General features: G+C 48.5%; 13 protein-coding genes. 8 read left to right on the top strand and 5 right to left on the bottom strand.

What is annotated here, in order from left to right; all coding sequences use genetic code 11:
* Nucleotides 1–228 precede the first annotated feature (228 nt).
* From E4K71_RS18240 to E4K71_RS09325, 6 genes are read left to right on the top strand one after another with little or no spacing between them, the layout of a single operon-like run.
* Nucleotides 229–402, top strand: a complete 174-nt coding sequence (locus E4K71_RS18240) for a hypothetical protein (protein WP_167730412.1) — start codon at nucleotides 229–231, stop codon at nucleotides 400–402.
* Between the two features lie 14 nt (nucleotides 403–416).
* Nucleotides 417–1,322, top strand: coding sequence for a LysR family transcriptional regulator (locus E4K71_RS09345; RefSeq protein ID WP_135078913.1), 906 nt, complete (start codon nucleotides 417–419; stop codon nucleotides 1,320–1,322).
* A 35-nt stretch (nucleotides 1,323–1,357) separates the two neighbouring features.
* Complete coding sequence (locus E4K71_RS09340; protein WP_135078911.1) at nucleotides 1,358–2,023, top strand: response regulator; 666 nt, start codon at nucleotides 1,358–1,360, stop codon at nucleotides 2,021–2,023.
* Nucleotides 2,020–3,387, top strand: a complete 1,368-nt coding sequence (locus tag E4K71_RS09335; RefSeq protein ID WP_135078909.1) for a sensor histidine kinase — start codon at nucleotides 2,020–2,022, stop codon at nucleotides 3,385–3,387. Before E4K71_RS09340 ends, E4K71_RS09335 begins: the two co-directional genes overlap by 4 nt.
* 15 nt (nucleotides 3,388–3,402) lie before the next feature.
* Nucleotides 3,403–4,329: a D-2-hydroxyacid dehydrogenase family protein gene (locus E4K71_RS09330; RefSeq protein WP_135078907.1), complete on the top strand. Its 927-nt coding sequence runs from the start codon at nucleotides 3,403–3,405 to the stop codon at nucleotides 4,327–4,329.
* A 51-nt stretch (nucleotides 4,330–4,380) separates the two neighbouring features.
* A complete protein-coding gene (locus E4K71_RS09325; RefSeq protein WP_135082029.1) occupies nucleotides 4,381–5,034 on the top strand; it encodes an IS1595 family transposase in 654 nt (217 codons plus the stop codon).
* 186 nt (nucleotides 5,035–5,220) lie between these two features.
* Here E4K71_RS09325 and E4K71_RS09320 read toward each other — a convergent pair whose 3' ends face one another.
* Nucleotides 5,221–6,126: a LysR family transcriptional regulator gene (locus tag E4K71_RS09320; protein WP_135078905.1), complete on the bottom strand. Its 906-nt coding sequence runs from the start codon at nucleotides 6,124–6,126 to the stop codon at nucleotides 5,221–5,223.
* A 106-nt stretch (nucleotides 6,127–6,232) separates the two neighbouring features.
* On the opposite strand from E4K71_RS09320, the gene E4K71_RS09315 reads away from it, so the two are divergent.
* Both E4K71_RS09315 and E4K71_RS09310 read left to right on the top strand, forming a co-directional pair.
* Nucleotides 6,233–7,180, top strand: coding sequence for an LLM class oxidoreductase (locus E4K71_RS09315; RefSeq protein WP_135078903.1), 948 nt, complete (start codon nucleotides 6,233–6,235; stop codon nucleotides 7,178–7,180).
* Between the two features lie 11 nt (nucleotides 7,181–7,191).
* Nucleotides 7,192–7,977 carry an SDR family NAD(P)-dependent oxidoreductase gene (locus E4K71_RS09310; RefSeq protein WP_135078901.1) on the top strand — a complete coding sequence of 262 codons (786 nt, stop codon included), beginning with the start codon at nucleotides 7,192–7,194 and terminating at the stop codon, nucleotides 7,975–7,977.
* A 71-nt stretch (nucleotides 7,978–8,048) separates the two neighbouring features.
* Here E4K71_RS09310 and E4K71_RS09305 read toward each other — a convergent pair whose 3' ends face one another.
* The 4 genes from E4K71_RS09305 to E4K71_RS09285 are packed head-to-tail and all read right to left on the bottom strand — an operon-like array spanning nucleotide 8,049 to nucleotide 13,029.
* Entirely contained in the window at nucleotides 8,049–8,480 is a 432-nt protein-coding gene (locus tag E4K71_RS09305; protein ID WP_135078899.1) for a hydrogenase maturation protease, read from the bottom strand.
* Complete coding sequence (locus E4K71_RS09300; RefSeq protein WP_135078897.1) at nucleotides 8,477–9,916, bottom strand: Ni/Fe hydrogenase subunit alpha; 1,440 nt, start codon at nucleotides 9,914–9,916, stop codon at nucleotides 8,477–8,479. Before E4K71_RS09300 ends, E4K71_RS09305 begins: the two co-directional genes overlap by 4 nt.
* A gap of 12 nt (nucleotides 9,917–9,928) precedes the next feature.
* Nucleotides 9,929–11,212: a 2Fe-2S iron-sulfur cluster-binding protein gene (locus tag E4K71_RS18450; protein ID WP_240796781.1), complete on the bottom strand. Its 1,284-nt coding sequence runs from the start codon at nucleotides 11,210–11,212 to the stop codon at nucleotides 9,929–9,931.
* Nucleotides 11,213–11,217: 5 nt separating this feature from the next.
* Nucleotides 11,218–13,029, bottom strand: a complete 1,812-nt coding sequence (locus tag E4K71_RS09285; protein ID WP_135078895.1) for an NAD(P)H-dependent oxidoreductase subunit E — start codon at nucleotides 13,027–13,029, stop codon at nucleotides 11,218–11,220.
* Nucleotides 13,030–13,047: the final 18 nt, after the last annotated feature.

Raw genomic sequence — 13,047 nt, 5'->3', positions numbered from 1 at the left:
TTGCCTTGCGGCATTTTTTACAAACCAAACACAATAAACTAATCGGTCCAGACCCTAGGTATCATAGCAGAAATTTTCAAAGCAGGTCATGCTATTGCGCGATGTGGGGGATGCCAAAATCAGTCATGCTCAAATGCGATGACTTGGCTGTTGAGCCAGCATTACCTCCTTTTTTCCCGTTTCCCTATACTGTGCCCAACAGACAACGAGATGAAATGGAGATAGAAAATGATTGCTCTACATCATGACCAAGCCCAACATACCAACCTGATGACTGTCATTGTTCAACGCGTAAATGAATGCCTTGTACTTTTAGGGAAAGCAAAACACGCAGCTGATCTGGTTGAAAGTAATCCGAAAGATTTACGTGAGAAACTACTTAAGGTCATGATTGAAAAATAATAAAGAGAGGCTTCATGCAGAGTTTTGATATTGTTACCCTCAGGGTGTTCTTAGGGGTTGCGCGTTTGGGAAGTATCGGCGCTGCGGCCAGAAATGAACATATTGCCGCCTCTGCGGCCTCTCGCCGGATTAGTGATCTGGAACATGATCTGGATACAGTCCTTATAAAGCGTACCCCCACAGGGGCCAGCCTGACAGCGGCGGGGAAGACATTTGCGACCCATTGCGAAACGCTTCTGTCCCAATATGCTGATATTCGTGCTGATCTAAAGCGCTTTTCCCAAGGCGAGGGCGGGGAATTCAGGATTGCGGCCATTACATCGGTTATGAATGGGCGATTGCCTCATATTGTTGCACGGTTCAAGGAAGAAAACCCACAGCTTACGATACATTTGCGTGAAATTTTTTCACAGGAAGGGATCCGTTATCTGCGTGAAGATTTAGCCGATCTTATTGTTATTTCCGATACGGCTGTGACCAAAGGATTTGATACGGTTGAGTTTGACCATGATCCGGTTTGGGTGATCGGCCAGAAAGGCCATCCTGTTTTTGAGAAAAGGGCCAAAATGACCCCGGTCTCCTTTGCTGACACGCTGGATTATGAACATATTTCGTTTCATGAAGGCGGTGTGCTGGATGAATTGGTGGCCGAAGCCAGTCGTAAGGCCGGACGGGTCCCATCTTATAAAACAAAAGTGATGCGTTTTGGCTCGCTTCGAAATTGTGCGCAAGCTGGCCTTGGGCTGGGGTTCATTCGTGAAAGCCTTGCCAGACCTTTTTTGAAAAATACGGATTTGGATGGACGTCCTTTATCTGATGAATGGGCAAAACGGGAACTGATTTGTGTTGTCCCCAAAGGACAGGTCGAAGCCCCTGTAATTGCGAAATTTATAGAATGTATGACCCATTATCAAAAATAAGTTCCCAAAAAGACGATCTGACGTATTATTCAGAGATGAGAATTTTGGTTGTTGAAGATCACGCGGATTTAGCGCGCTCCATTTCCCGTTCCATTAAACAAATGGGCCATGCGGTTGATATGCTGGATGATGGTGAACTTGCCAATGATGTTTTAAAAACGGAAAAATATGATCTGCTGGTCTTGGATTTAAACCTGCCGGGAATGGATGGTCTGGATATTTTAAAGCATTTTCGGGAACGCGGTGGTGTTTCCCCGGTGTTGATTTTAACCGCACGTGCAGAAATCGAAGATCGGGTCAGTGGACTGGACCTTGGGGCTGATGATTATCTGACCAAACCGTTTGAAGTGGTGGAACTGGAAGCTCGCGTTCGTGCTTTGCTTCGTCGCCATCAAAGTAAGCGCAGTACGGTGATTGAAGCAGGCCCTCTTATCTTTGACACCAATACTCGTGCCTTTCGCGCTGGTGGTGATGAACTGGCCCTGACCCCACGAGAGCGCGGTGTGTTGGAGGTTTTGATCCGCACTCATGGCAATGTGGTGCCTAAAGACCAGATTTTTGAACATATTTTCGGTTTTGATGACGAGGCTGATTTATCTGCCATTGAAATTTATATTTCACGTCTGCGCAAAAAGCTTAAAGGTCATGAGGTGATGATCCGCACCATTCGCGGCATTGGCTATATGCTGGAGGCTGAATGAAATCAGCGCTGAATTCCTTAAAACGGCGTTTGCTTTCCTGGCTGTTGATCCCTTTGGTCGTGATGGCGCTGGCACTGGTTTTGGAATCTTATGTCAGCTCTAAAAAGTCAATTGAAGAAATCCATGACCGCATGATGGTTTCCATGGCTTTGCTGGTCTCTGAAAACGTTATGGAAAGTGGCGGGGATTTGCTGTCAGAAGAAGCCCGTGCCTTGCTCAGCCTATCTTCTAATGAAAAGCTTTATTATCAGGTGATTGGTCCGGATAATAGTTATATTACCGGGCATACGGACTTGCCCAAGCCAAGGAAAACAAAAGCTTTTCTGCGCGGTGAACCCTATTTCTACGATACAAAATATGATGGGCAGCAGGTCCGCATGATGGCCATGCGTTTTTTGGTGGAAGGGCGCGATATTAATGGCTGGGTGCAGGTGCTGGTTGCCCAAACATTGACCGAACGTGAGAACCTGTTGAAAAAGGCAGTTCTTCAATCAGCAGTGCGTATTTTGCTGGTAATCGGTCTGGCGTCTTTACTGGCACTCATTGGTGTGGACCGGGGGCTGGAGCCTTTGGTCAAGTTACAAGCTGCTATTCAAAAACGCTCTTATCATGATCTGCGTCCCATTGATAAAGAAATGCCGATGGAAATCCGCCAGGTGGTGGAGGCATTAAACGCACTGTTGGTACGTCTGGAAGATAGTATTGAGAACCAACGCCGCTTTATTTCCAATGCGTCTCATCAGCTGCGCACCCCCCTGGCCGTTTTGCAGGCCGAAGCTGAACTTGCCTTGCGCGAAGTTGATGACCCCAAGTCTTTGGAAGCCTTGGGCAGTATTTTGGAAGGGACCAAGCAAACTTCCCGCCTGGCCAAACAGCTTTTGAGCCTGACGCGGGTGCGTGGCAATCCCAAAGGCGGGATGCATGAAAGCGAATTTGATCTGGTTTCTCTGTCACGTGATTTGACCATGGAATGGGTGAAACGCGCTATTCAGGCCAATAAAGACCTTGGGTTTGAAACAGACCTAAAAGAAGTGAGTTTTAGTGGCAGTGAGGTTCAAATTCGTGAAATGCTGACCAACCTTATTGATAACGCCCTGAAATATGGGGGGGATATCATTTCGGTGCGGGTGCATTATGTCGATGAAAAACTGGCTCTGGAAGTTGAAGATAATGGTGCGGGCATTCCCGTTGATTTGCGTGGACAGGTTTTTGAAAGGTTCGTGCGATTAGATGAACGTGCGGGAGAAGGTTGTGGTCTTGGCATGGATATCGTCAAAGAAATTGCCAAAGGTCATGACGGGACAATTGAACTCTTAGACGGGGAAGGCGATCAGGGCCTTTTGGTGCGTATCCTATTCCCCTAAACCGGAGAATAAAACATGCGTATTGCCATTCTTGATGACTACCAAAATGTTGCGACTGAAATTGCCGACTGGTCCGGGCTGGACGTGACGGTGTTTAATGAGCCGTTGGAAGACCCGGCCATGTCGTTAAAAGCGTTTGAAATAATCTGTATCATGCGCGAACGTACCCCTTTCCCCCGTGAATTAATTGAACAGCTCCCTAATTTAAAGCTGCTTGTGACATCTGGGAAACGCAATGCTGCCATTGATAAAAAGGCGGCTAAAGAATGCGGCGTGATCGTTTGTGGAACACGCTCACCCGGTCATGCAACAGCTGAATTGACATGGGGGCTTATCTTATCTTTAACCCGTCAAATTCCAGCACAATTCAGGAATGTTCAGGAGGGGGGCTGGCAGCTTGGATTGGGCTGTGATCTACGTGGCAAGACCTTGGCGGTGATTGGTTTGGGACGCATGGGAAGTCAGGTTGCAAGGATTGCTCAGGCTTTCGGTATGGATGTGATCGCTTGGAGCCGGAACCTGACGGATAGCCAAGCGGCAGAACAGGATGTGAAACGGGTGGAAAAGGAAGATTTGTTCAAACAGGCTGATATCATTTCTATCCATATGAAATACGGCCCCTCCATTCAGCACCTTGTCGGGGAGGCTGAATTCGCTTTGATGAAGAAAACGGCTTATTTGATCAATACATCACGTGCCCCGATTATTGACACGACTGCCTTGATTTCAGCGTTAAACAGTCAGGAAATTGCAGGGGCAGGACTGGATGTATATGATATTGAGCCTTTGCCCAAAGGTCATCCCTTAAGGTCTGCACCAAACTGCATCCTGACCCCCCATGTGGGGTATGTCACCAAAGAAACCTATGAGGTATTTTATGGGGAAACGGTTGATATTGTGCGGCGATACTTAGCAGGGGAAACACTGACAGTGATGACATAAAATAAGGGGCTGAAGTAGCTAAGAACTGAAAGAGGTTCTATAATGGCTACGATGTACACTCGAAAAAGTCGCCTGACATCACGTCAGCAAAGCAAGCTTATTGAGCATTTTGTCGCAGGCAGCACTGCCCGAGCGACTGCTGAGATTGTTGGCGTGCAGGCGAACATGGCGATCCGCTTCTTCATGCGGCTTCGCCAATTGATTGCCAGCAAGTTGCCGAGCTATCGTTTGCAAGGCGAGATTGAAGCTGATGAAAGTTATTTTGGCGGTGTCCGTAAAGGAAAACGAGGTCGTGGTGCTGGCGGCAAAGTGGCTGTGTTTGGCCTTTTAAAGCGGGGTGGCAAGGTCTATACGGCAATCATTCCCAATGCAAAGACAGAGACGCTGTTACCGATTATTCAGGAGAAGGTCGAGCCTGACAGTATCGTCTATACCGATACGTTCGGTGCCTACAACGCACTGGATGTTTCAGACTTCCATCACCGTCGCATCAACCATTCCAAACTCTTTGCAGACAAACAAAATCACATCAATGGCATTGAGAATTTCTGGAATCAGGCAAAGCGGCATATGCGAAGATTCAATGGTATCAAACCTGACCATTTCTACTGGTTTCTCAAGGAGTGTGAATGGCGTTTCAATGGAGGCAACCACGCAGACCTCCTAAAGCAGCTGAAAATATGGTATAAACAGGCTAAACATTAACCCTTAGCTACTTCAGCCCCTAAAATAAAGTGTCGGACCAGTTTCGAGGGCACGGGTGAGGTCCGACACTTATCAAGTCATGCGAATTCGAGCTTAGGGAGATGACTTCGCATATGAGTGATAGACCTGATGGCCTATGAACATGATTATAGGGGGTAAAGCTGTCAGTTACCTTTCAGAAACGTATCATTGTTCCCATGCCGGGGATTTACCGATTTTTTCAATCAAAAAATCAATGAAAACGCGCACTTTGGCCGTCAGCACATTGGATTTTGGATAAAGCAACCAGAGGGCTGACTGGTCATCGACCTGATAGCCGGGCAGAATTTCAAGAAGGGTGCCGTTTTTTAATTCTTCATGCACAACCCACAGGGAATTGAGAGAAATACCTGCTCCGGCCATGGTGGTCAGTTTGGCATTCATGCCATCATCAAGGCTTAAGCGGCGTTTTGCTTTTTGTGGATTGAACTGACCCGTTTGACCGTCAGGACCAAGCAGTGAGCGCGGTGCCATATCTTTAAAGCCAATCAGTTGATGTTGGTCTAAGTCTTTCGGACTTTGAGGGAGAGGGTGTTTTTCCAGATAGGCGGGGGAGGCACATAAAAGACGACGGTCATTGGCAAGTTTACGCCCCATCAGGCTGCTGTCTTGAATGGCAGAATTGCGCAAGGCAAGGTCGAAGCTGCCTTCAATCAGGTCGTATTGTGAATCTGAAAGTTGGAGTTCCAGATTAATACCGGGATGACGGGCCATGAATTCCGGTAAAATCGGGGCGATATAAAGCTGGGCAAAGGTGGACGGGGCGGTAAAGCGCAAGGTGCCTGTGATTGTTTCACTTCCATGACCAAGGGCGGCAAGACCGGCACGTTCTTGAGCCAACATTTCCTTGGCATAGGGCAGGAATTCTGCGCCTTCAAGGGAGAGGGAAACTTTACGGGTGGAGCGATGCAGCAGGTCTGCGCCTAAAATATGTTCCAGTTTCGCCAAACGGTTACTGGCTACAGCAGGGGCCATGCCCAACTCTTGGCCTGCTGCACTGATGTTTAGCTTTTCTGCGGCCAGAACAAACAGCCGTACACTTTCTGTATCCATAAATTATATCCAAAAAATAAATTATAAATTTAAAATTACGGCATTTATTTATCTTGTTCAAATAATATATTAAGGCCATTGCCATTCACAAAAAAGGCCGCAAAAAATGGAATTTGACCAGATTAACGCAGGGTATAACAGTGTTTATAAACCTGAAAAGCTTAGCCTTGGTGTTGTGGTCCCGTTGGAACATTACCCCGATGGCCCTGTTCCGAGTATGAAAGATCATATTGAGCGAATTAAATTGGTGGAAGAACTTGGTTTTTCCTCGATCTGGTTACGTGATGTGCCTTTTAATGTGCCAACTTTTGGGGATGCAGGGCAGATGTATGACCCCTTTGTTTATCTCGGTTATCTTGCTGCCCATACGCATCGCATTGCACTGGGGGTTGGCAGTATTGTTTTACCGTTGCGCCATCCTGCCCATGTGGCAAAGGCAGCAGCTAGTGCCGATGTGCTGAGCAATGGGCGTTTGATTTTGGGTGTGGCCTCTGGCGATCGGCCTGAGGAATATCCGGCTTTGAATCAGCCTTTTGAAAATCGTGGGGAACGGTTTCGCCACAGTTTTGATTATATCCAACGTATGTGGGAAGAGGGGGCGAGTTTTGAAAACCCCTATGGCAGTCCTTATGGTGGAATGGATATGTTACCTAAACCTGTTTCTGGTCGCTTGCCCCTGATGATTACCGGGGCAAGTCAACAATCACCGGAATGGTTAGGGGGCAATGGTGATGGATGGATCACTTATCCGCGCAATGTGGCGGTGCAAGAGCGTATTATCGGGGAATGGCGTGCCAATACCGAGGCCGCTGGACGTTCGATCAAGCCCGCATCCCAGTCACTTTATATTGATTTAACGGATGATGCGGATACGCCGCCATCACCCATTCACCTTGGCTTTCGTTCCGGGACAAAATATGTGCGCGAATATCTGAAATCCATTGAGGAAATCGGTATCAACCATGTCGCCTTGAACCTGCGCTTTAACCAGAATGATATTGAAGATACATTAAAACGTCTGGCTGATGAAATCCTGCCAGATTTCACAGCTTAAGGAGCTTTAACATGCAAAAAACTATTCTTTTAACAGGTGCCACCGATGGTATTGGTTTGGAAACCGCAAAAATGCTGGCTGGTAAAGGCCATCGGCTTTTGATTCATGGTCGTAATGCCCAAAAACTGGCAGATGTTGAAGCTTCGTTGAAAAGCACCGCGTCGAATGCACAGATTGAAAGCTATGTGGCGGATTTATCAAACCTTGAGGATGTGGGCCAACTGGCAAAGGATGTTCGTGCCAAACATGACAAGCTGGATGTTTTGATTAACAATGCCGGGATTTACAAAACGTCACAGCCTCGCACCAAAGAGGGGATGGATGTGCGCTTTGTTGTGAATACCATTGCACCTTACCTGTTGACCAAAGAGTTGTTGGATTTGCTGGGGAATGAGGCCCGTGTTGTGAATTTGTCTTCTGCGGCCCAAGCCCCGGTGGATGTGGATGCCTTGGCTGGAAAGACAAGGCTGGAAGATATGCCTGCTTATGCCCAAAGCAAATTGGCGATCACCATGTGGACCAATCATTTGGCAGGCAAGGTTGCCCCCATGGTGGTGTCTGTCAATCCGGGCTCGCTTCTTGCCAGTAAAATGGTGAAGGAAGGCTTCGGTGTGGAAGGCAGTGATATCCGCATTGGCGCAGATATTCTGGTGCGTGCCGCCTTGTCTGATGAATTTGCGGATGCATCGGGTAAATATTACGACAATGATGCCAAACGTTTCGGTCCGCCGCACCCAGATGGATTGGATGCGCAGAAATGTGCGGCTGTTGTTCAGGTGATTGAGACGTTGATATAAAATGTCGTCCTCGCGCATGCGGGGACCTTTTGGTGGTAAGGAGATTTCCAATCAAGTTGGAAATGACAGACTTATTTTAAATAAGACAGAAGAAACGACTGGGCCTCTTTCAGGTTTTCTGCGGCCTTAGGGCTCAGTTCTTCTTCAATAATCTCAAACTCATACCCCCGGATCGCCAGCGTAAAGGCCTTAATCTCAATCTGGAATAAGTCTTTTGCAAGGCGCAGGATGGCTTGTGGGGAAACGCTGTGGCTGGTGAAACTTGTCGGGTTTCCGGCATTCAGGGGCTGGAAGTCGTAAGGTTCCGGCCCTTTAAGCGCAGCATCCACAAAAATCACACGTTCATATCCCATTAAGTCGTGGGCATGTTCGATATTAAGCTGGTAATCAATATCGACGCTGATGTTTGGCAGTTTCAGGTCCTCAATATATTGGGCAAGGGCAGGGCCAAGGCCATCGTCTTGGCGACCCGGATTGCCATAGCCGATGATCAACGTCTTCACAGGTCTTTCGCCTTCTTATCCATCAGGACCCCGGTGTGATCCAGCAGTTCGATCTCCAGCGGCATTTGGCCCAAGGCATGGGTGGCGCAAGACAGGCAAGGATCATAGGCACGCACGGCAACTTCCACATGGTTCAACATCCCTTCGGTGATTTTAGGCTCTTTTGAAATGAATTTCCGCGCCACCCCACCAATCGCTCGGTTCATGGCCTCGTTATTATGGGTGGTCGACACAATCAGGTTACAGAATTGCACCTGATCGTTTTCATCCACCCGGTAGTGATGGATCAAATTACCGCGTGGGGCCTCAATTACCCCAATGCCTTCGTCTTGGCGGTCCCCTTTAATAATCAGGTCCGTGCCTTGCAGGTCATCATCGTAAAGCAGTTCACGGATTTTTTCTACACAGTGAAGCACCTCAATCATGCGTGCCCAATGATTGGCTAAGGTTGTTGGATTGGGCTTGCCATCGGATACGGCCATGAGTTCTTGATGGGCTTTATTGGCAAGCGGGGTATCAATAAAGCTGGCGGTATTCATGCGTGCCAGCGGGCCGACACGATACCAGCCGTCCTGCGTGCCCAAATCCTTGATGAAAGGGAATTTCATGTAGGACCAGGATCGAACTTCTTCCACAAGGCGTTCGTGATAGCTGCGATAATCCACCTGATCGAAAATAGCCTCTCCCTTATGATCCAAGGCACGCAGGTTGCCATGATACAGGTCCAAGGCCCCATCTTCGCGCACCAAGGACATATGGTTTGAGGGGAAGCTGCCGAACCCTTTGATATAGTCCAGATTATCCAGTGTATAGTTTTTTGCCAGCTCCAGGGCTTCTTGCGCCCAGGGGATCATTTCATCAATGTCTTGGCGCAAGTGATCGCGTTCTTCAACAGACAGGTTTTTATTGATCCCGCCCGCAATGGCCCCTGTGCCATGGATTTTCTTACCCGCAGTCTTTTCAATGATCTCCTGCCCATATTTGCGCATTTTGACCGCTTGGACAGCCAGTTCGGGATATTCATTGATAATGCCGAAGATATTACGCTTTTCCACCGGCGCATCAAAACCAAACAGCAGGTCTGGTGAACAAAGATGGAAAAAATGCAGCACATGGCTTTGCATCACCTGCCCATAATGCATCAGGCGACGCATTTTTTCAGCCGTTGGCGTGAGTTGTTTGGCCCCAACAATTTGATCCATCGCCTTAGCCGCAGCCAAATGGTGACTGACTGGGCAGATGCCACACAGGCGCTGCACAATAACGGGGACTTCCCATAAAAGGCGCCCCTGAATGAACCGTTCAAAGCCGCGAAATTCAACGATATGAAGGCGGGCGTCCTGCACCTCGTTTTCTTCATTGAGATGAATGGTAACCTTACCGTGACCTTCCACGCGGGTGAGAGGCGAGATTTCGACGATTTTATGTTTGGACATGTTTCGCACCCCTTAATCGTATTTAATCAGTTCTTTGGGCAGGCTTTCCGGCTCCCCGGCAATCAGGGCCGATAAGGTCTGCCACAACATGTCCCCTGAAGGGGGACAGCCCGGTATTTGATAGTCAACCTTCACCACATCCACGGTGGAATAAACCGAGTCCAAAATCAGTGGCAGGGCGGGGTCATCAGGGATGCGGTGGCGGTCGTTTTGGATATAGGGGCTGTTGATATAAGCCTCGTCAAAACAATCTTTGAGCGGGTCATCTGAATGCATGATGGCATTGCGCATCACAGGCAAGCCGCCCATGATGGCGCATTGTCCAACCGCGACCAGAATATCACAGTTTTTCCTGAATTCCTGAAGGACATGGACGTTTTCTTCGTTACAACACCCGCCCTCAATCAAGCCGATATCACAGCGGGTGGTGAATTTTTTGATATCATTTAAGGGGGAACGGTCAAATTCCGCCACTTTCATCAGGTCGAGCACCCGTTCATCAATATCCAGCAAGGACATATGACAACCAAAACATCCGGCTAGTGATGTGGTGGCGATGCGTTTTTTCTGTGCTGTTGGTTTGATGTTTTTTTGTTTGCCGTTGCCTTCAGGCATGGGGTCATCAAATTCTCGCTTGCCAATGGGGGTGGAAAAACCGACTTTTTTGCGAATGATACAGCCCACCGGGCAAATCTCCGGGGAAAAGGCGACATCTTCAAGGCTGGCATTGGTATCGGCCAGATTGTCCCCATTCACCGCCACATTGCGATGAATGCCCCGGCCCGTATAGCCAAAGATGCCTTTATCATCCACATCTTGGGAGGCCCGGATGCAGCGTCCACAACGAATACAACGGTTGGTATCCAGTGCAATATCAGGATGGCTGGCATCTAGGGAGCGCACAGGTTGGAGGTAAGGGAACTTGGTCGGCTGGGTAATGCCAAGATCATACGCGGTGGCTTGCAGTTCACAATTGCCGCTGGCTTCACAAATGGGGCAGAGGTGATTGCCTTCGTGAAAGAGCATCCGCACCACATCGCGGCGCAGATTGATGATCTCTTCGGTTTCACTTTCCACGACCAATCCCTCTTCGGCAGGTTGGGTGCAAGATGAGGTAGTGCAGCCATTAACCTTGACCGTACAGACCCGGCAACTGCCCTGATGGCGCAAACCTTCTACATCACACAGGCGCGGGATATGGATACCTGCGTCATCACAAGCCTCCATAATGGTTTGACCAGGTTGGGAGGTGATTTCTTTTCCGTCCAGAGTAAAGGTGCATTTTTTATCACTCATGGTCCTTACTCCTGCTCAAAATCCGGGTCATAGATATAAGAACGGTGCTTGGCGAGCCTGCGTGATTCTTCCAAGGCGTTTTGAATGTCGAAGTTGGTTTTAAACCCGTCTTCATTTTCCTTAACCAAGGCAGCGTAAATCAGTGGGAAATTTTTCAGGCTGCTAAGCACCGGATTAGGCGAGGTCTGTCCCAAACCACAGCGACTGGTTTTCATGATGGTGTTGCTGAGTTCTTTCAGATAGTCGATATCTTCCGGCACGGCCTTGCCCGTGCGGATTTTTTCTATGCGTTCTTTCAGGAACACATTGCCGACCCGACAGGGTGTGCAAAAACCACAGCTTTCATCAACAAAGAATTCAAGGAAATAATCAACAATTTCAATGATATTGCGCTTGGTTGAAAACATCATGATAGATCCACCTGTAGGCAGGTCTTCAAAACAGAGGCGACGTTCAAAGCCGTTGCGCCCGACCAGTTCACCACTGGGGCCACCGACCTGAATGGCAGCGATGTCTTGACCTCCGGCCAGCTTAATCAGTTCATTCAGGCTCAAGCCATAAGGGGTTTCATAAACACCGGGGAATTCACAGTCACCAGAGATGCTTAACAGCTTCGTGCCGGGACTTTGTTCGGTGCCGATTGCTTTAAACCAATCGCTTCCTTGATCCAGAATTCGGGCCACATGGCAGAAGGTTTCCACATTATTGACGATGGTGGGGAAACCGAGATAACCGCTTTGAACCGGGAAAGGTGGGCGGGTCTTTGGGACACCGGGCAGCCCCTCACACGAACTGATGAGCGCACTTTCTTCCCCGCAGATATAGGCCCCGGCCCCAAGCTGGATACGGATATCAAAACTTTTACCCAAGAGGCCCTTATCGCGACGTCTTTGCAGCGTTTCTGTAAGGGGAGAGAGAAGATATTCATATTCACCGCGCAGATAAAGGATCCCTTCGTCTGCGCCAATGGCGCGTGCGGCAATGGTCATGCCTTCAAATAACAGGTTGGCCCGTTTGGTTAAGAGAACACGGTCCTTAAAGGTGCCGGGTTCGCCTTCATCGGCATTGCAAAAAACATAACGTTTTGGGGCATCTGTCTGGGCCGCAAACTGCCATTTTTGTCCGGTGGGAAACCCTGCGCCACCACACCCGCGCAAACCTGATTTTTTGATGATGTCGATAATATCAGCGGGGGAAAGTTTCAGGGCCTTTTCCAATCCCTTATTCTGGGCCACATCTTTTAACAGTATATCACCGGATTGTCGGATGTTGTTTTGAACAGAATAGTTTCGAGCGATGTCTATAAGTGGCTGGTCCTCTCGTAAGGCATGGATAATTTTGCGGGCATCATCAGCGTTGAGATGTGTCAGCACAACATCATTGATCATAGCGGCAGGGGCTTGATCACTCATGCCAATGCAAGGGGTGTAATCCAGTGAAAAGCTTCCATCTTCGCAGGTTTCACCGAAAGTAATGCCCAGTTCATCTTCAAAGGCTTGTGCCACTTTTTTAGAGCCGGCGAAACGGTCAATAATGTCGTCACACAGGCGAATGGTGAATTTGCCTTTCGGCTGATCAGAAAAGAACGCGTAAAAGCTGACAAGCCCTTCGACTTCTATGCGGGTGCTGCCAATCTGTTTGGCAATAAAGGCCATCGCGTGAGAATCGATGGTGCGGAAACGGCGCTGGGTTTCGATCAGGATATCCATCAGGCGATGTTTATCATTGTCAAAGTTTGTGCAGATTTCTTCCAAAATCTGTTCACGCACCCGGCCATTTAACGGTGTGTTGCTATTTTGAACTTCATATGTCGCCATATCTCCATCCCCCTATTT

This window comes from Terasakiella sp. SH-1 (genome assembly GCF_004564135.1).
Lineage (GTDB): Bacteria > Pseudomonadota > Alphaproteobacteria > Rhodospirillales > Terasakiellaceae > Terasakiella.
The sequence above is the reverse complement of the archived record's forward strand: the minus strand, read 5'-3'. Positions and strand labels throughout refer to the sequence as shown.

Bases quoted from the DNA above. Each gene is read 5' to 3' on its own strand.
- E4K71_RS18240 (WP_167730412.1), top strand. From the start codon at position 229: ATGATTGCTCTACATCATGACCAAGCCCAACATACCAACCTGATGACT.
- E4K71_RS09345 (WP_135078913.1), top strand. From the start codon at position 417: ATGCAGAGTTTTGATATTGTTACCCTCAGGGTGTTCTTAGGGGTTGCG.
- E4K71_RS09340 (WP_135078911.1), top strand. From the start codon at position 1,358: ATGAGAATTTTGGTTGTTGAAGATCACGCGGATTTAGCGCGCTCCATT.
- E4K71_RS09335 (WP_135078909.1), top strand. From the start codon at position 2,020: ATGAAATCAGCGCTGAATTCCTTAAAACGGCGTTTGCTTTCCTGGCTG.
- E4K71_RS09330 (WP_135078907.1), top strand. From the start codon at position 3,403: ATGCGTATTGCCATTCTTGATGACTACCAAAATGTTGCGACTGAAATT.
- E4K71_RS09325 (WP_135082029.1), top strand. From the start codon at position 4,381: ATGTACACTCGAAAAAGTCGCCTGACATCACGTCAGCAAAGCAAGCTT.
- E4K71_RS09320 (WP_135078905.1), bottom strand. From the start codon at position 6,126: ATGGATACAGAAAGTGTACGGCTGTTTGTTCTGGCCGCAGAAAAGCTA.
- E4K71_RS09315 (WP_135078903.1), top strand. From the start codon at position 6,233: ATGGAATTTGACCAGATTAACGCAGGGTATAACAGTGTTTATAAACCT.
- E4K71_RS09310 (WP_135078901.1), top strand. From the start codon at position 7,192: ATGCAAAAAACTATTCTTTTAACAGGTGCCACCGATGGTATTGGTTTG.
- E4K71_RS09300 (WP_135078897.1), bottom strand. From the start codon at position 9,916: ATGTCCAAACATAAAATCGTCGAAATCTCGCCTCTCACCCGCGTGGAA.
- E4K71_RS18450 (WP_240796781.1), bottom strand. From the start codon at position 11,212: ATGAGTGATAAAAAATGCACCTTTACTCTGGACGGAAAAGAAATCACC.
- E4K71_RS09285 (WP_135078895.1), bottom strand. From the start codon at position 13,029: ATGGCGACATATGAAGTTCAAAATAGCAACACACCGTTAAATGGCCGG.